The 17,505-nt window shown below is 70.5% G+C and carries 10 protein-coding genes; all 10 read left to right on the top strand.

Annotated features, from left to right (window positions below; translation table 11 throughout):
* Positions 1-44: 44 nt before the first annotated feature.
* The 10 genes from NQ165_RS12035 (at position 45) to NQ165_RS11990 (ending at position 17,313) form a co-directional block, all read left to right on the top strand.
* A complete protein-coding gene (locus NQ165_RS12035; RefSeq protein ID WP_257533604.1) occupies positions 45-1,157 on the top strand; it encodes an ABC transporter in 1,113 nt (370 codons plus the stop codon).
* The gene (locus NQ165_RS12030; protein WP_257533603.1) at positions 1,157-1,627 is read left to right on the top strand and encodes a hypothetical protein; all 471 of its coding nucleotides are present in this window, start codon (positions 1,157-1,159) and stop codon (positions 1,625-1,627) included. The genes NQ165_RS12035 and NQ165_RS12030 overlap by 1 nt, the downstream gene beginning before the upstream one ends.
* Before the next feature lie 61 nt (positions 1,628-1,688).
* Entirely contained in the window at positions 1,689-2,375 is a 687-nt protein-coding gene (locus NQ165_RS12025) for a spermidine/putrescine ABC transporter substrate-binding protein (RefSeq protein WP_257533602.1), read from the top strand.
* Positions 2,376-2,496: 121 nt separating this feature from the next.
* Positions 2,497-4,128 (top strand): DUF5684 domain-containing protein, encoded by a 1,632-nt coding sequence (locus tag NQ165_RS12020; RefSeq protein ID WP_257533601.1) that lies wholly within the window; start codon positions 2,497-2,499, stop codon positions 4,126-4,128.
* A 243-nt stretch (positions 4,129-4,371) separates the two neighbouring features.
* The gene (gene rpsL, locus NQ165_RS12015; RefSeq protein ID WP_137845679.1) at positions 4,372-4,740 is read left to right on the top strand and encodes a 30S ribosomal protein S12; all 369 of its coding nucleotides are present in this window, start codon (positions 4,372-4,374) and stop codon (positions 4,738-4,740) included.
* A gap of 5 nt (positions 4,741-4,745) precedes the next feature.
* Positions 4,746-5,216 (top strand): 30S ribosomal protein S7, encoded by a 471-nt coding sequence (rpsG, locus tag NQ165_RS12010; protein ID WP_137418066.1) that lies wholly within the window; start codon positions 4,746-4,748, stop codon positions 5,214-5,216.
* 100 nt (positions 5,217-5,316) lie between these two features.
* Positions 5,317-7,431 carry an elongation factor G gene (fusA, locus tag NQ165_RS12005; protein WP_257533600.1) on the top strand — a complete coding sequence of 705 codons (2,115 nt, stop codon included), beginning with the start codon at positions 5,317-5,319 and terminating at the stop codon, positions 7,429-7,431.
* A gap of 152 nt (positions 7,432-7,583) precedes the next feature.
* A complete protein-coding gene (tuf, locus tag NQ165_RS12000) occupies positions 7,584-8,777 on the top strand; it encodes an elongation factor Tu (protein ID WP_257533599.1) in 1,194 nt (397 codons plus the stop codon).
* Positions 8,778-8,892: 115 nt separating this feature from the next.
* Positions 8,893-9,171, top strand: coding sequence for a hypothetical protein (locus NQ165_RS11995; protein WP_306816760.1), 279 nt, complete (start codon positions 8,893-8,895; stop codon positions 9,169-9,171).
* 285 nt (positions 9,172-9,456) lie between these two features.
* The gene (locus tag NQ165_RS11990; protein WP_257533598.1) at positions 9,457-17,313 is read left to right on the top strand and encodes a SpaA isopeptide-forming pilin-related protein; all 7,857 of its coding nucleotides are present in this window, start codon (positions 9,457-9,459) and stop codon (positions 17,311-17,313) included.
* Positions 17,314-17,505: the final 192 nt, after the last annotated feature.

The raw sequence follows: 17,505 nt of genomic DNA, 5'->3' as shown, positions 1-17,505 counted from the left end.
TCTCCACTGCGGTGGCGTGTGCCTCCGCGGGAGGAGTGCATCCCATGACCGACCCCAAGTACGGCGAGCCGGTGGAGGAACCCACCACGGTGGACGACGTCGTCGGGCGCGCCCACGAGGGTCTGGCCGATGCCGAAGCCGCCGGGCGCGACGCGGTGGCCGACGGCTACCCGGCCGAGCCGGCGTCGACGAACGCCGACGCCCCCCGCACCGCAGACCCGCTGTCGCCGGACTACGAGCCCACCGAAGACGACTACGCCGCGGCGGGCTACGACCCCGCCGACCCCGTGGCGCCGGTGCGCGACCTCAGCGACGCCGCACCCGCCGCCACCGCAGGGGCGGCCGGCGACCGGTCCGAGACGTTCGCCCGCGACGAGCGGGCAGAGACGTACGAGACCGACCGCGAGGTGGCGGCCGTCAGCTACGACGCCCCCGCGACGACGGCCTACGAGCCGCCCGCAGCGGCCGCGTACGACGCCCCTGCGGCCTCGCCGGCGGCCGAGGTGCCCGCGGCGACGGCATACGACGCCCCTGCCGCGACGGCATATGACACGGCCGCTCCCGACGCCTACCCGGCAGCGCCCGGGCCGCAGCCCATCTTCGTGCAGGCGCCCGAGGCGCCGCGTCCGCGGGGCAACCGGGGCGCCGCCGGAGCGATCGGCCTGCTCGCGGCGGTGGCGTTCGGCGCCCTGTACCTGGCAGCCTGGCTCGGCTTCGCCGCGATCGCCGGTGACATCACCGAGGAGAACCTCGTCGAGGTCACGCTCGGCGCGCTCACGACCTGGGCGCTGTGGATGCCGGTCATCTCGTTCTTCCTGGCGTTCTGGCTGCTCGGCGCGATCATCAACCGCGGCCGCTGGGGCCTGTGGGTCATCTTCGGCCTGCTGGTCGGTGTCGCCGCCTACGGCGGTCACCTGCTCGGCCAGCTGATGGATGCGCCGTTCTGGACGCTCACGGCCTCCCAGGGTGCGGCGCTGGTCGAGAGCCAGCTGCTCGTGCCGCTGGCCGCCACCGCGTTCATCCTGGGACGTGAGCTGACGATCTGGTTCGGCGCCTGGGTCGCCGCACGCGGCCGTCGAGTCACCGAGCTCAACGCCGAGGCGCAGCGCGAGTACGAGCGCACCCTCGAGGCCGGGCCGCAGCTCTACCGCCAGTGATGTCCGAGCGTCAGGGGGTCCCGCCGGCGACGGCGGTGGCCCTCGCGCTCGTCGGCTATCTCGCCCTCGCGATCGCAGGGCTGGGCGTGGCGAGCCTCGTGACGTCCCGGGACGTGCTCGAAGCCCCCGGCGCCGGTCCGCTGCCGGGAGTCGTGGCGATGGCCGTGTCCGCCGGCGCGATCGCGGTGGGCCTGGTGGTGATGCTGCGCTCGGCGCGCCCGTCCTACGGTGCCGCGTTCGTCTCGGCCCTGCTGGGCTTCCTCGGATACCTCCTGGGCCTGGTGGTGGGCGCCGTGCTCGGGGGTGTCCCGTCGTCGGCCCTCACGGCGGCGATCGGCAGCTTCGTGCTGTCGTGGTTCTCGGTCGTGCTGGCCCTCGCGGCAGCCGTGGCGGGGTGGTCGGCCGTGGCGCTCGTGCGCACGCGGGCGGAGCGACCGCGCTGGCCGTGGGAGAGCGACGAGGACGAGTGATCGGCGCGGTCACGGCGGGGCGCACCGTGCGCCCCGGGCGCGCACAGGCGAGAATGTGACCGTGGAGCGCTCGCTCGAGACGCAGGTCGGCCAGGCCGTGGATGCCTGGCTGCGCTGGCTTCCCCGCTGGGAGCCGGCCACTCACCGCGGGCGCGTGGCCCCGTGCCGTCGCTGCTTCGGCTCGCCCGTGCTGTCGGCGGCGGGGCTCGGCTCCGATGTGCCGCACGGTGTGCAGCACGGCCTGTCCACCCGCATCAAGGCGATCGTCGATGGCGCGGTGGCCGCATACACCGCGCAGAACCTGCCGCTCCTGCAGGCGGAGCTCGACCAGCAGGCGGCCCGCAACCGCGCGCGCAGCTATCGGCCCGCCGAGAACCTCGAGCCCGAGTTCGAAGGACTGCCGCTGGATCCGGAGCCTGTTCCCGGCGCCCCGTTCCTGTTCACCCTCGCCGGCATGGCGGAGCAGGCCGACGCCGACGTCCCCGACCTCCCGCCGCTCACCCCCGAAGCGAAGGCCGCCCTGCGCCAGGAGGTGGGTCTGGCCGACGACTACGCCAACATGATCGGCCGCGAGATCTGCGCCGTGCTGCTGCGGCACCGTCTGCGCATCCAGGCCGGGGTCGCCCAGTACGTCGAGCCCCAGGTCGCCGCGATGCTCGACGAGCTCACCCGTTCGCTCGACGCGCCCTTCGGACCCGACCCCGGCCCCGGGCTCGACTCCGGTCTCGATGGAGCGGAGCCCGCGTGATGCCCGCTGCGCACAGCGGCGCTGCCGCGCGCCCTAGGGTGGAGGCATCTCGAAGCGCGGTGTCGCACCGCACAACCCGCCGGGAAGGAGGTGCGGGCGCTCCCCAGCGCCCCTGATCATCGTGTCCGACGTCTCTCCCGCCGTGTTCGTGCTGATCCTGCTTGTCGCGGTCATCCCCACCGTCGCCGTCTACATCTGGACCGCCCTCGGGCTCTCCGCGGTGTTCGGCAAGATCGGCCAGGAGCAGTGGCGCGCCTGGGTGCCGATCGTCAACCAGATCACCCTGCTGATGGTCGCGGGCATGTCGGGCTGGCTGTTCCTGCTGGTGCTCGTGCCGGTGCTCGGATGGATCGCCTTCTGGGTCGCGACCATCGTGGCCGTGCACCGCATCAACCGCGGCTTCGGTCTGGGCGGCGGCATGACGGCTCTGGCCGCCGTGCTCTTCCCGGTGTGGGCCAGCGTCGTCGGGTTCGGCGTGGCCCGCTGGCAGCGCACGGACACCGTCTCGGCGCCCGTCTACGCCCGCACGCGCGACGTCGAAGCCTCCGGCGGCACCCTGCCGCCCGCGCGCGCCGAACGGTACGCCGCCCCCGCCCCCGAGCCTCACCGCTCAGCCGCGGTCGCGTCCGTCGAGCCCGATCCGTGGGCGCAGCCGGCCGCAGGAACTGCGCCTGCCGTCCCGGCGTCGGCGGTCCCCGAGTCGGCGGAGGGAGCGGCGATGGATGCCGCGATCGCGGATGCCGCCGCGATCGGGGATGCGGCGGCGTCGGCCTGGGCGCCCCCGACATCGTTCCCGGCTTCCGCTCCGGCCCCGGCGCTCCCCGGTCTGCACACGGCGCCGGTCGCCGTCGTCGCGTCGGACGCCATGCCGGATGATCGGTTCGCGCCCCCGCCGGAGCGCCCCGCAGATGGCGCCGGGGCGGTGCCGTGGACGCCCACCGGCGAGCCGGCAGCGCCCGCCGCTCAGGCGTTCGACGAGCGGTGGGCCAGCGGCTTCGATGAGGTGTCGGCGATCTCGCAGCCGCCGCAGGGCGATCCGATCGCCGCGCGTGCCGTCCCCACCGGGCTCCCGCCGCTGGCGGAGGACGGCAGCACCGGACCCGAGCGCGCTCGCTCCGGTGGTGCGGTGCCCGCCACGCCGCCGCGCGTGCCCACGGCGCCGGTGACGTCGCTGCGCACCTCACCCGTCGACATCGACCCCTCTTTCCCCGCCGTCACCCGCGCGCCGGTGGGCACACCGCGCACGCCAGCCGGTCCCGGCCCCGAGTTCCCCCTCGACACTGCAGACGAGGTCTCCGCGGTCGCCGGCGCACCCGTGGCGGGAGCACCGCGCTCCGCCCTGGTGGCCGCGGCGCAGACCGATCCCGCATCCTCCCATGAGGACTTCGCCGAGGAGACGGTGCTCACGCGCCGCCGCCGCGCCCGGTGGACGCTGCAGCCGGCATCCGGACCGGGCATCGACCTGACCGCCGACGTCGTCATCCTCGGCCGCCAGCCTGCGGGCGACCCCGCATACCGCGGCGCGCAGCTCGTGGCCGTCCCCGACGACACCCGCACCGTCTCCAAGACCCACGCGCGGCTCGAGCTCGCGGGCGACCGCTGGCGGGTCACCGACCTCGGGTCCACCAACGGCGTGCTCCTGCCGACCCTCATGGGCACGGAGGTGGAGGCGGACCCGGGTGCGGAATTGGCGCCGGGGGAGAGGTTCCTGCTGGGCGACGCTGTGTTCCGCCTCGTGCGCGCCGACGCCTGAGAGAGCCTCGTTTGACCGGCACCCGGGCGCGACGTATCATGGATCGGGTGTGCGCATTGCGCGCCCTGCGTCGTGCCATGGCACGGAACGGGGTCGGGACGCGCCGCACCTGAGGGACCGGCCTGCGAACAGGCCACCCCCACGGCATATCCACCCTCGAAACGTTCGGCCGCTTCGCGCCGCGCCGGTGGATCTGTGGTGAAACCACGACGCTGTCACCGTGCAGCACAACAAGGAGAGAACGTGCCAACCATTCAGCAGTTGGTTCGCAAGGGGCGCTCGCCGAAGGTCGTCAAGACCAAGGCTCCCGCGCTGAAGGCGAACCCGCAGCAGGCCGGGGTCTGCACCCGCGTCTACACGACCACGCCCAAGAAGCCGAACTCGGCCATGCGCAAGGTCGCCCGTGTCAAGCTCCGCAACGGCACCGAGGTCACCGCCTACATCCCCGGCGAGGGCCACAACCTGCAGGAGCACTCGCTCGTGCTCGTGCGCGGCGGTCGTGTGAAGGACCTGCCGGGTGTGCGCTACAAGATCGTCCGCGGCGCCCTGGACACCCAGGCCGTCAAGAACCGTAAGCAGGCTCGCAGCCGCTACGGTGCGAAGAAGGGTTGAGTTAGATGCCTCGTAAGGGACCCGCCCCGAAGCGCCCCGTCGTCAACGACCCGGTTTACGGCGCACCGATCGTCAGCCAGCTGGTGAACAAGATCCTCGTCGACGGCAAGAAGTCGCTCGCCGAGTCGATCGTCTACACCGCGCTGCGCGGCGTCGAGGCCAAGAACGGCCAGGACGCCGTGGCCACGCTCAAGAAGGCGCTCGACAACGTGCGCCCCACGCTCGAGGTCAAGAGCCGCCGTGTCGGTGGCTCGACCTACCAGGTGCCGGTCGAGGTCAAGCCTCACCGCGCCAACACGCTGGCCCTGCGCTGGCTGGTCAGCTACGCGAAGGGTCGTCGTGAGAAGACGATGACCGAGCGCCTCCAGAACGAGATCCTGGATGCCTCGAACGGCCTGGGTGCCGCGGTCAAGCGCCGCGAGGACACCCACAAGATGGCCGAGTCGAACCGCGCCTTCGCCCACTACCGCTGGTAAACCCCTGTCGACGGTCCGGGGGTCGGATGCAGATCCGACCCCCGGCCTCGACGGCGGTGCCGGCCCCCGCGACATCCGCAACGAAACGTAAGGACACCCCGTGGCACAAGACGTGCTCACCGACCTCAACAAGGTCCGCAACATCGGCATCATGGCGCACATCGATGCCGGCAAGACGACGACGACCGAGCGCATCCTGTTCTACACGGGCGTCAACCACAAGCTCGGTGAGACGCACGACGGCGCTTCGACGACCGACTGGATGGAGCAGGAGAAGGAGCGCGGCATCACGATCACGTCTGCCGCCGTGACCTGCTTCTGGAACAAGAACCAGATCAACATCATCGACACCCCCGGCCACGTCGACTTCACGGTCGAGGTCGAGCGCTCGCTGCGCGTGCTCGACGGCGCCGTCGCCGTCTTCGACGGCAAGGAGGGCGTCGAGCCCCAGTCGGAGACCGTGTGGCGTCAGGCCGACAAGTACGACGTCCCCCGCATCTGCTTCGTCAACAAGATGGACAAGCTGGGCGCCGACTTCTACTTCACGGTCGACACCATCATCAAGCGCCTGGGCGCCAAGCCGCTCGTGTTGCAGCTGCCCATCGGCGCCGAGAACGACTTCGTCGGCGTCATCGACCTCGTCGAGATGCGCGCGCTGGTCTGGCCCGGCGACTCCAAGGGTGACGTCACCATGGGCGCCAAGTACGAGGTGCAGGAGATTCCCGCCGACCTCGCCGACCGCGCTGCCGAGTACCGCGAGAAGCTGCTCGAGACGGTCGCCGAGACCGACGAGGCGCTGCTCGAGAAGTACTTCGCCGGTGAGGAGCTCACGCTCGCCGAGATCAAGGGCGCCATCCGCAAGCTCACCGTCAACGGTGACCTGTACCCCGTGCTCTGCGGCTCCGCGTTCAAGAACCGCGGCGTGCAGCCCATGCTCGACGCCGTCGTGGACTACCTCCCCTCGCCCCTGGACGTGCCGGCCATCGAGGCCCACGACCCCAAGGACGAAGAGAAGATCATCGAGCGTCACCCCGACGCCAACGACCCGTTCGCCGCGCTGGCGTTCAAGGTCGCGGTGCACCCCTTCTTCGGTCGCCTGACCTACATCCGCGTGTACTCCGGTCACCTGGACTCGGGCGCTCAGGTGGTCAACTCCACCAAGGGCAAGAAGGAGCGCATCGGCAAGATCTTCCAGATGCACGCCAACAAGGAGAACCCGGTCGACTCGGTCACCGCGGGCAATATCTACGCCGTCATCGGCCTGAAGGACACCACCACCGGTGACACCCTCGCCGACCCGGCCGCCCCGGTCGTGCTCGAGTCGATGACCTTCCCCGAGCCCGTCATCGAGGTCGCGATCGAGCCGAAGACGAAGGCCGACCAGGAGAAGCTGGGTCTGGCGATCCAGAAGCTCGCCGAGGAGGACCCGACCTTCCGCACCGAGCTCAACCCCGAGACCGGTCAGACGGTCATCAAGGGTATGGGCGAGCTGCACCTGGACATCCTCGTGGACCGCATGAAGCGCGAGTTCCGCGTCGAGGCCAACGTCGGCAAGCCGCAGGTGGCGTACCGCGAGACGATCAAGAAGGCCGTCGAGCGTCACGACTACACCCACAAGAAGCAGACCGGTGGCTCGGGTCAGTTCGCGAAGATCCAGTTCGCGATCGAGCCCCTCGAGGTCACGGCCGACAAGACGTACGAGTTCGAGAACAAGGTCACCGGTGGCCGCATCCCGCGCGAGTACATCGAGCCGACCAACCAGGGCTTCCAGGACGCGATGAACGTCGGCGTGCTCGCCGGCTACCCCATCGTGGGTGTCAAGGCGACGCTGCTCGACGGTGCTTCGCACGACGTCGACTCCTCGGAGATGGCGTTCAAGATCGCCGGTTCCATGGGCTTCAAGGAAGCGCTGCGCAAGGCCAACCCGGTCATCCTCGAGCCGCTCATGAGCGTCGAGGTGCGTACGCCCGAGGAGTACATGGGCGACGTCATCGGCGACCTGAACTCGCGTCGTGGCCAGATCCAGTCGATGGAGGATGCCGCAGGCGTCAAGGTCGTGCGGGCGCTGGTGCCGCTGTCGGAGATGTTCGGCTACATCGGAGACCTGCGCTCGAAGACCTCGGGTCGCGCCGTCTACTCGATGGAGTTCGACAGCTACGCCGAGGTGCCCCGCGCCGTGGCCGACGAGATCGTCCAGAAGAACAAGGGCGAATAACCCTGGTGCCGGGGCTCGCCTCACCTTCGCGGTGAGCTCCCGGCATCCACCCAACTGAATACCGACCTGTCTACTAGACTGAACCAATCCCCGTAGCGCCCCGGTCGCAATCCAGCGCCCGTGCACTACACGACTGTCCTGAGGAGGACCCAGTGGCTAAGGCCAAGTTCGAGCGGACCAAGCCGCACGTCAACATCGGAACCATCGGTCACGTTGACCACGGCAAGACCACGCTGACCGCGGCGATCTCCAAGGTGCTCGCCGACAAGTACCCGTCGGCCACCAACGTGCAGCGCGACTTCGCGTCGATCGACTCGGCCCCCGAGGAGCGTCAGCGCGGCATCACGATCAACATCTCGCACGTCGAGTACGAGACCCCCAAGCGTCACTACGCGCACGTCGACGCGCCCGGTCACGCTGACTACATCAAGAACATGATCACCGGTGCCGCTCAGATGGACGGCGCGATCCTCGTGGTCGCGGCGACCGACGGCCCCATGGCTCAGACGCGTGAGCACGTGCTGCTCGCCAAGCAGGTCGGCGTGCCGTACCTGCTGGTCGCGCTGAACAAGTCGGACATGGTCGACGACGAGGAGATCCTGGAGCTCGTCGAGCTCGAGGTGCGCGAGCTCCTCTCCTCGCAGGACTTCGACGGCGACAACGCCCCCGTCGTGCGCGTCTCGGGCCTGAAGGCTCTCGAGGGCGACGAGAAGTGGGTTCAGTCGATCGTCGAGCTCATGGAGGCCGTCGACGAGTCCATCCCCGACCCGGTGCGTGACAAGGACAAGCCGTTCCTCATGCCCGTCGAGGACGTCTTCACCATCACCGGCCGTGGCACGGTCGTCACGGGTCGCGCCGAGCGCGGCACCCTGGCCATCAACTCCGAGGTCGAGATCGTGGGTCTGCGCCCGACGCAGAAGACGATCGTCACCGGTATCGAGATGTTCCACAAGCAGCTCGACGAGGCCTGGGCCGGCGAGAACTGTGGTCTGCTCCTGCGCGGCACCAAGCGTGACGACGTCGAGCGCGGCCAGGTCATCGTGAAGCCCGGTTCGGTCACGCCGCACACCAACTTCGAGGGCACCGCGTACATCCTCTCGAAGGAGGAGGGTGGCCGTCACAACCCCTTCTACACGAACTACCGTCCGCAGTTCTACTTCCGCACCACGGACGTCACCGGTGTCATCACGCTGCCCGAGGGCACCGAGATGGTCATGCCCGGTGACACCACCGACATGACGGTCGAGCTGATCCAGCCGATCGCCATGGAAGAGGGCCTCGGCTTCGCGATCCGTGAGGGTGGCCGCACCGTCGGCGCCGGCACGGTGACCAAGATCATCAAGTAACTCTTTCGAGTTCCTTCACGAAACCCCCTGGAGCGATCCGGGGGGTTTCGTGCGTTCGGGCGCGGGGTGATGATGAACGCGAGCGGATCGTCCGCGCACCGACAAGGGAGTCCTCATGGGCATCGACGACGTGGTGAACAAGAGCAAGCAGTTCCTCGAGCAGAACAAGGAGAAGATCGAGCAGGCGCTGCACTCCGACAAAGCGGAGCAGGTCAGTGACAACGTCATCAATGCGGCCGCGGAGTTCGTCAAGAAGATCACCCCCGACTCGGCCGACGCGAAGGTCGACGACGTGCGCGACAAGGTGGACGGCGCGGTCGGCAATGACGGTTCGGCGCAGGCCCAGGCGGGCGACCAGCGGGATGCCGCGCCGAAGGCGGACGGAGCGAACTGAGCGCCGCACGCACGACACCCCCGGAGCACGCTCCGGGGGTGTCGTGCGTGCGGCGGGGCGACGCGAGACCCCCCTTGACGGTTTGACAGGCCCTTTGTAGCTTGTCCGTGAGCACGTGCTGCGAGCGGTCCTGGGGGGCCACACACCCGCAGAACAACACGCGACTTGGGAGGTCCGACCGGGCCATCCGGACGTCGGCGGTGCGATGAGGGTGTGGACATGAACGGTGATCGGCGTGCGCGCAATTCCGAACGACGGACTCCCCGACGTCTCCGCGAGGGGCACGTGGGAAGGGTTGGTCTCCGCCAGCCGAGCGCTCTGCTCGCCGTGCTGCTCGCCGCCGCACTGACCTTCGCCGGTGCCGTTCCCGCCGGCGCGGCGACCGTGACACCCCCACCGACCGAGCCGCCCACGTCTGCGGCGGCGGAGGCCCCCGCCGAGGAGGCCCCGGTCGATCCCGGTCCCGTCGCACCCGCGCCCGAGGAGGAGCCGTCCGCGCCGCCCACCGCACCACCGGATCCTGCGACCGACACACCCCGGCCGCAGGATCCGGCTCTGCCGCCGACCGCTCCCGCCCCCGCCCCCGGCGACGCGGAGCCCTCGACGCCAGCAGCCCCGGACGCCGTCGACCCCGAACCCGTGGCCCCCGCGCCGGAGGCCGAGGTCGCCCCGGAGCCCGGAATCGTGACGCCCCTCGCCGCCGTCCCCAACGACTGCGTGGGAGGGAACTCCGTCTGCGGCACGCTCAGCATCGTCAACGTCGTGCAGGGAGGCGCCGCCACGACCGCGGACTGGGAGTTGCGCGCCAACATCGTGGGCAGCACCGACTGGTACACGTTCGCGAGCGGCCAGAGCCGCCGGGTGCCCAAGCCGGGCTCGTACACGCTCCAGGCGATCGGCACCCCTGGGGTGACCGACGACTACACCACGACCGTCAGCTGCTTCCTCAACGACACCACGGGTGGCACTCGCCTGCAGTTCACCGAGGCGGAGGCGCTGCTGCAGTACATCGGCACCGGAACCGCCTCGCTCGTCGCCTCGTGCACCTTCACGCACACCTCCGTCGAACCGACCACGCTGGTGCTGAGGAAGGGTGGCGAGCGCACGGGCGCTCAGACTGTCGGGCCGCTGGCCGGGGCGACGTTCTCGGTCTACAGCGGCGGGACGGACACCGAGCCCGACACCGATCCCGCGAACCTCGTCGGGACCTGCGTGACGGGGGCGGACGGCTTGTGCGACGTGACGGTGTCCTCCGGCGCACAGTACTGGGTGATCGAGACCGGGGCGCCTGCGGGATACCGCATCATCGACAGCTTCGACCTCGGCACCGGCACGGAGGTGGTCCAGCAGCCCTACCGCCTGCGTACCGAGGTGATCCCGCCCGGCGAGAGCGTGACCTACCCCCAGCAGACCACCGGCGCAAGCAACCTGCAGGCGCGCGGCAGTCAGTGGGCGAACGAGGCCGAGAATCCGACGCTGGCCCAGACCTGCGGACTGCGGGTCGGCCTGCTCGTCGACCTCTCGAACTCCCTGCTGAGCTCACAGCAGGACCTCCGCAACGCAGCCGCAAGCTTCGTCGACACGCTCGAGGGCACCCCGTCCTCCATCGGCATCTGGACGTTCGCCGGCGGCGCCCCCGCCGCCGGTGCCGCGAACACCACCCTGCCCCTCACGCCCGTGTCCACCGCGTCGGGCGCGGCCACGGTGCGCAACAAGGCGAACGGCCTCACGGTCGTCAACACCGGCGACTGGCGGCAGGGGACGAACTGGGACCAGGGGCTCTGGCAGGTCACCCAGGCCAGTGCCGCCGACACCCTCGACGTCGTACTCGTGCTCACCGACGGCAGCCCCACGTTCTACGGCCCCCCGGGAACCGGCGCGGGTGGGGCGCCTTCGGGGCCGGGGAGCACGACACGCATCGTGGAGATGGAGAACGCCGTCTTCTCCGCCAATGCCCTGAAGCTCGACCGCGGCACGAGCGTCGTCGGTGTCGGGATCGGCGCGGCCTCGGCTGCGGAGGTGCAGAACCTGCAGGCCATCTCCGGCCCCACCCTCGGCGCGGACTACTTCCTCGTCGACAACTACGAAGACCTCCGGGAGTTCCTCGAGGAACGGGCGCTGGGCGAATGCGCCGGAACGGTCAACGTCACGAAGCTCGTCATCCCCTCGGACGGCGACGTCGACGACGCCGTACCCGCGCCCGGGTGGACGTTCGCAGCGACCACCGACGCCGCCGGCGTCACGGTGGAACCCGCGACCGGCCAGACCAACGACACCGGAGCGGTCAGCTTCGCTGCCAGCGGCATCGCCGCCGGTGGCACGGCGGATGTCACCATCACGGAATCCCTCCAGGCCGGGTTCGAGCTCGTTCCGCAGGGAGGGGCGAACGCCGTCTGCAGAGACAACACCGGCGCGCCGGTGGCGGTCACCGACAGCGGAGATCTCGGATTCACCACAGCGGCCCAGCAGGGCGGAATCGTCACCTGCTCCGTCTACAACCGGGCACCGAGCCCCACGGTCTCGCTGCGTGTGGACAAGGAGTGGATCGTCGACGGCGTGGAATACGCCGACGGGGAGCAGCCGGTGGGCACCGCCGACCTCTTGCTCGACGGTGAGCCCCGCACGTTCGGCACCACCTACACCCAGTTCACACCCGGCGACACGGTGGCGATCGACGAAGAGGTCACGAACCTGCCACCGGGGTGCACCTACACCTCCAGCGGAGCAGGGGACTACGTCATCACCACCGATGACCCGAATGTCGTCACGGTCACCAACACCGTCACGTGCGTGAGCACCTTGACGCTGGTGAAGTCGATCGCCAATGGCGATGCGACCGCGAGCGAGTTCACTCTGACGGCGACCCCGATCGGCGGGACCGGCCTCGACGGCCCCTCCGGAGTGAGCGGCACGTCGGCCCCCGTCTCGCCGGGCGTGCGCTACCTGCTCACGGAGACGGGACCCGCCACGTACCTGCAGACGGTGGAGGAGGGCGCAACGCTGATCGATGGCGCCACCGGAAGCTGGGACTGCGTCGTCGGCGGCAGCGATTACGACGGCGCAGACGGTGGCGTCACGGTCGCGCTCGGACAGAACGTCACCTGCACCGCGACCAACCAGACGGCCGTCATCACGCTGCTCAAGGAGGTCGTCAACGACGAAGGCGGCACGCTCACCGCCGACGCGTGGGAGCTGACCGCAGACCCGGCGGCCGGCGTCCCCGGCCTCACGCCGACCACCGTCACCGGAGCGCCCAGCGCAACGGCGGCGAACACCTTCTCCGTACGGCCGGGCCAGGAGTACACGCTCTCCGAAGCCGGGGGCGGCCCCGGGTACCGACAGTTCGCGCTGGAACAGCTGATCAACGGCGTGTGGACACAGGTCGACCCGACCGTGAGCGTGCCGGCGCTGGGGGCCAACACCTACCGCTTCGTCAACGTCGACGTCGCGCCCACCCTCACGCTGGTGAAGACCGTCACCAACGACAGCGGCGGCACCGCCGCAGCGACCGATTGGACGCTGTCGGCCACGAGTCCGGGTGAGCCCGGCCTGAGCGGAGTCTCCGGCAGTGCCGAGGTGACCGGCGTCTCCGTGATCGGCGGCGTGCCGTACACCCTCGCCGAGAGCGGCCCTGATGGATACACGTGGGAGTCGCTCACGTGCGACAACGGGGCGGCCGTGTCGCCGTCGAGCCCGACGCTGACGCTCCAGGTCGGCGAAGACGTCACCTGCACGTTCGTCAACGACGACATCGCCCCCACCCTCACGCTGGTCAAGGAGGTCACGAACGCCCAGGGCGGGACGGCCGTGGCGACGGACTGGACCCTGTCGGCGACCACCCCCGGGGGGCCGGACCTCACGGGCGTCTCGGGCGCCGAGACCGTCACCGGCGTCACCGTCCCGGCGGGCGCGACCTACACGCTCGCCGAGAGCGGTGGGCCCGCCGGCTACGACTGGGTCGCGCTCTCGTGCGACAACGGGGCGGAGATCTCTCCGGAGAGCCCGACGTTGACCCTCGGTCTCGCCGCGGACGTCACGTGCACCTTCAGCAACACCGACCTCGCCGGCAGCCTCACCCTGGTCAAGGAGATCGTCAACGACAACGGGGGCACAGCCGTGCCGGAAGACTGGAATCAGCGGCTCACCGCGCAGCCCGCCACCGGCGACACCCTGGTCTTCGACCACAGCGAGACGATCGGCGTGCCGGGCGGAACGTACACCCTCGCTGAGATCGACCAGCTCGCGGGCTACGAGTTGACCGGCCTGTCCTGCACCACGGGCCAGACCTCCCTGACCTCGCCGACGGTCACGGTGCCCAACGGGGACAACGTCACCTGCACCTTCGTCAACGACGACATCGCGCCCACGCTCACCCTCGTCAAGACCGTCGTGAACGACAACGGCGGCACCGCGGCCGCGACCGACTGGACGCTGTCGGCGACGACCCCGGGCGGACCCGACCTGTCGGGTGCGAGCGGCGCGACCGCCGTCACCGCGGTCACCGTCCCGGCCAACAGCGAGTACACGCTCGCCGAGACCGGACCGGATGGCTACGACTGGTCGTCGCTCGCGTGCGACAACGGCGCCGATGCCTCGGTGGCCGACCCGACGGTGACCCTGGCGCTGGACGAGGACGTCACCTGCACGTTCGTCAACGACGACGTGCCGGGAACCCTCACCCTGCTCAAGCAGGTCGTCAACGACGACGGCGGCACCGCCGTGCCGGCGGACTGGAACCAGGCACTCACGGCGCAGCCCGCCGGGGGGACGGCCATCGCCTTCGACCACGACGTGTCCCAGCAGGTCACCGCCGGTGAGTACACCCTCGCCGAGTCCGGTGGCCCGGAAGGCTACGAGTGGACGGCACTGACCTGCAGCACCGGGTCGACGACGCTGGAATCGCCCACCGTCACCGTCGCCAACGGCGAAGAGGTCACCTGCTCCTTCACCAACGATGACGTCGCACCCACCCTGACGCTGGTGAAGACCGTCACCAACGCCAACGGCGGCACCGCGGAGCCCACCGAGTGGACGCTCGCGGCGAGCACCCCCGGCGGACCCGCACTCAGCGGCGTCACCGGCACGCCCGCCGTCACCGCCGTTGCCGTCCCGGCCGGCGCGGAGTTCACCCTCGCCGAATCCGGCGGTCCGGCAGGATACGACTGGACCTCTCTCGCCTGCGACAACGGCGCGACCATCTCGCCCGAGGATCCGACCCTCACACTGGGCATCGCCGAGGACGTCACCTGCACGTTCGGCAACACCGACGTGCCCGGCTCCCTCACCCTGGTCAAGGACGTCGACAACACCCTGGGCGGCAGCGCGGTACCGGCCGACTGGAACCAGCGACTGACGGCCCAGCCCGCCACGGGCGAGGCGCTCGTCTTCGACCACGCGCAGACCCAGTCGGTGCCCGCCGGCAGCTACACGCTGGCCGAGGTCGACCAGATCGCGGACTACGCGTGGACGGCGCTGTCGTGCGACACCGGCGGCGTCACCCGCGACGCTCCCGTCGTGACCGTCGCCAACGGCCAGTCCGTCACGTGCACGTTCACCAATGCGGCCATCGCCCCGACGCTCACGCTGGTGAAGAACGTCGACAACCAGGGTGGCGTCGGCACCGCCACGCCCGAGCAGTGGACGCTCAACGCCGTCGCGGGCGAGAGCGACCCCGTGCTGTCGGGCGAAGGCACCCGCACCGGGACGACCACCGCCGCGGTGTCCGGGCAGGTCGCCGCCGACGTCGACTACGCACTGTCGGAGACGTTCGGGCCCTCCGGATACACCGCCGGCGACTGGGCCTGCGTCGAGACCGACGGCGGCGCGGAGTACCCGCTCGTCTCGGCCGGAGTGGTGCGCCTCAGCCTCGGCGTCGACGTGACCTGCGAGATCGTCAACACGGCGATCCGGGCGGAGGGGACGATCGACAAGCAGGTGACGGACGGTTCGCCGGTGCAGAACGCCGACGGCACGTGGACCATCTCCTACGACATCGTCGTCACGAACAACTCCGACACCTCGACGTACATCTACAGCCTCGCCGACGCCCTGCAGTACGGCGAGGGGATCACGCCGACCGCGGCCACCTGGACCGGCCCCGACGGCACCTCAGGCGAGTTCACGCTGCCGGCCGGGACCGCCACCCTCGCCACCGACGTCTCGCTGCCGACCAGCGGTGACCCCGCGGCGCGGGCGACGCACACCTATACCGTCACCGTGACGGCGACGATCGCGAACGGAACCCAGGACGGCGATGCCTGGCGGTGCGACGCGTCGCCCGGCGAGCCCGAAGCGGGCGGCTTCCTCAATGCGGCGACACTGTCGGCGACCGGCGAGGACGACCAGACGGTGTTCGGCTGCGGAGAGCCGGCGTTCCCGGCACTGGTGAAGACGGGCGTCGACCCCGCCACGCAGAACCCCGACGCCTCGTGGAACGTCTCGTACACGCTGACGCTGAGCAACCCGGGGGCGGTGGCGGTGCAGGCAGCACTGACCGATACGCTCCCGAGCGTCCCCGGCGGCTGGGAGCTCGACGGAGACGTGTGGACCATCGCCGCTGTCGGCGAGGCGCCGGCCCCGACCGCCACGACCGCGGGCCCCGGGGAGACCGCGGCGGTGTTCACCGGGCAGGTGCAGCCGGCGGCATCCCTGTCGTACACCGTCAGCGGCGTGCTGCGTCCGACCGTCGAGGCGACGGACCCGGGCCCGTGCGCCACCACCGGCGGCGGAATCGTCAACACCGCAGGTGTCACCTCCGGCGAGATCGTGGTGGATGCCGAGGGCTGCGTGACCGTGGAGACCGCCCCGGTGACCGTCGACAAGAGCGACGGTGCGGCGCAGCAGCTTCCCGACGGCCGGTGGCAGATCGACTACGTCGTGACCGTCGCCAATACCAGCGACACCGTCGCGACGGTCTACACCCTCACCGACGCCCCCGACCTGGGCGAGGGCCTCGTCCTCGAGTCGGGCGATTGGGTGGGAACCGCCCCCGCGCCGAACATCCCTCTCGCGGCAGGAGGGACCGCCGAGTACACCTACCGCATCGTGGCGACCGTCGACGCCGCGGACGACCCGTCGCTGGTGTGCGAACCCGGTGAGGGCGGAGCATTCTTCAACACCGCCACGGTCGCCTTCCCCGGCGGCACCGCAGAGGACGACGGCTGCGCCGAACCGGGCGGGCCGACCGTGGACAAGATCGCCCAGCCCGCCACCCCGCTCGGCGGTGGAGTCTGGAACGTCTCGTATGCCGTGCTGGTGTCCAACACCAGCGGCGTCACCGTCGCGTACACGCTCGACGACGTCCCCGAGTCGCTCACCGCCGCGATCACGCTCGTGACGGCGTGGACGGTGACCGGCCCGGAGATCGATCCGGCCGGCGCGGGCTCCGCCGCACTCACCCCCGGGTGGGACGGCACTGCGCAGACCCAGGTCGCGACGGGCCTCCTTCCGGACGGCGCGGTGCACACCTACATCGTGAGTGCGCAGGTCAGCGCCGTGGACGCGGCTGCCGACGACCTGGTCTGCGGTGATTCGCCCGACACCGGCGGCGGCGTGTGGAACCTCGCCAGGGTGGAGAACGGCGTGACCGATTCCGTCGCCACGGACTGCAGCGAGCTCGTCGTGGTCCCGGTGGTGCTGGAGAAGTCCGATGGCACGGTGACGACCCTCGGCGAGGGACGGTGGCGCATCGATTACCTGGTCACGGTCACCAACCCGGGTCTGCTCCCGACGACGTACACGCTCACCGACGCGCCGCAGTTCGACGCCGCGTTCGCCATCGTGGCGCAGGGGTGGGTGGGATCGCCGCCGGTCGCCGACGTCGTGATCGAGCCCGGCGGGGTGGACACGTACACCTACCGGGTGGATGCCACCTCGTCGCAGAACCCGCTCCCGGCGACGGCACGGGAGTGCACCGCCGACGGCGGCGGATTCTTCAACACCGCCACCGCCACGCAACCCAGCGGTGCGGTCACCGACAGCGGCTGTGCGGTGCCCGTCATCCGTCCCGCACCGGCACCCGTGCCGGGCCTCGCCGGCACCGGCGGCACCCCGCCCATCGCGGCCGGCTGGCTGGGTGGCACGGCACTGGTCGGCGGTATCCTGCTGCTGATGATCCTTCGCCGCAGACGCCAGGAGGCGTGAGAGGGCGGGCGGATTTCGCCGACACGCCCGAGTTTGCGACACGCCCGGGCGCCGCGTACACTAGTGAAGTTCCACATTCCGGTGGCCGCTGAGCGTGCCCCGGATCACTGTCACGGCAGTGCATAGGCGGCGCGAACGCGCAGGGTCCTAGGCCGCGGGCAGCAGAACACCACATCCCACACACCCCAACCC

Source organism: Microbacterium sp. zg.Y1084, from assembly GCF_024623595.1.
GTDB classification, from domain to species: Bacteria; Actinomycetota; Actinomycetes; order Actinomycetales; family Microbacteriaceae; genus Microbacterium; species Microbacterium wangruii.
The sequence above is the reverse complement of the archived record's forward strand: the minus strand, read 5'-3'. Positions and strand labels throughout refer to the sequence as shown.

What these genes read in the sequence shown, in the direction of transcription:
- rpsG (WP_137418066.1), top strand. Translation starts at nt 4,746, where the DNA reads ATGCCTCGTAAGGGACCCGCCCCGAAGCGCCCCGTCGTCAACGACCCG.
- NQ165_RS12035 (WP_257533604.1), top strand. Translation starts at nt 45, where the DNA reads ATGACCGACCCCAAGTACGGCGAGCCGGTGGAGGAACCCACCACGGTG.
- NQ165_RS12030 (WP_257533603.1), top strand. Translation starts at nt 1,157, where the DNA reads ATGTCCGAGCGTCAGGGGGTCCCGCCGGCGACGGCGGTGGCCCTCGCG.
- NQ165_RS11995 (WP_306816760.1), top strand. Translation starts at nt 8,893, where the DNA reads ATGGGCATCGACGACGTGGTGAACAAGAGCAAGCAGTTCCTCGAGCAG.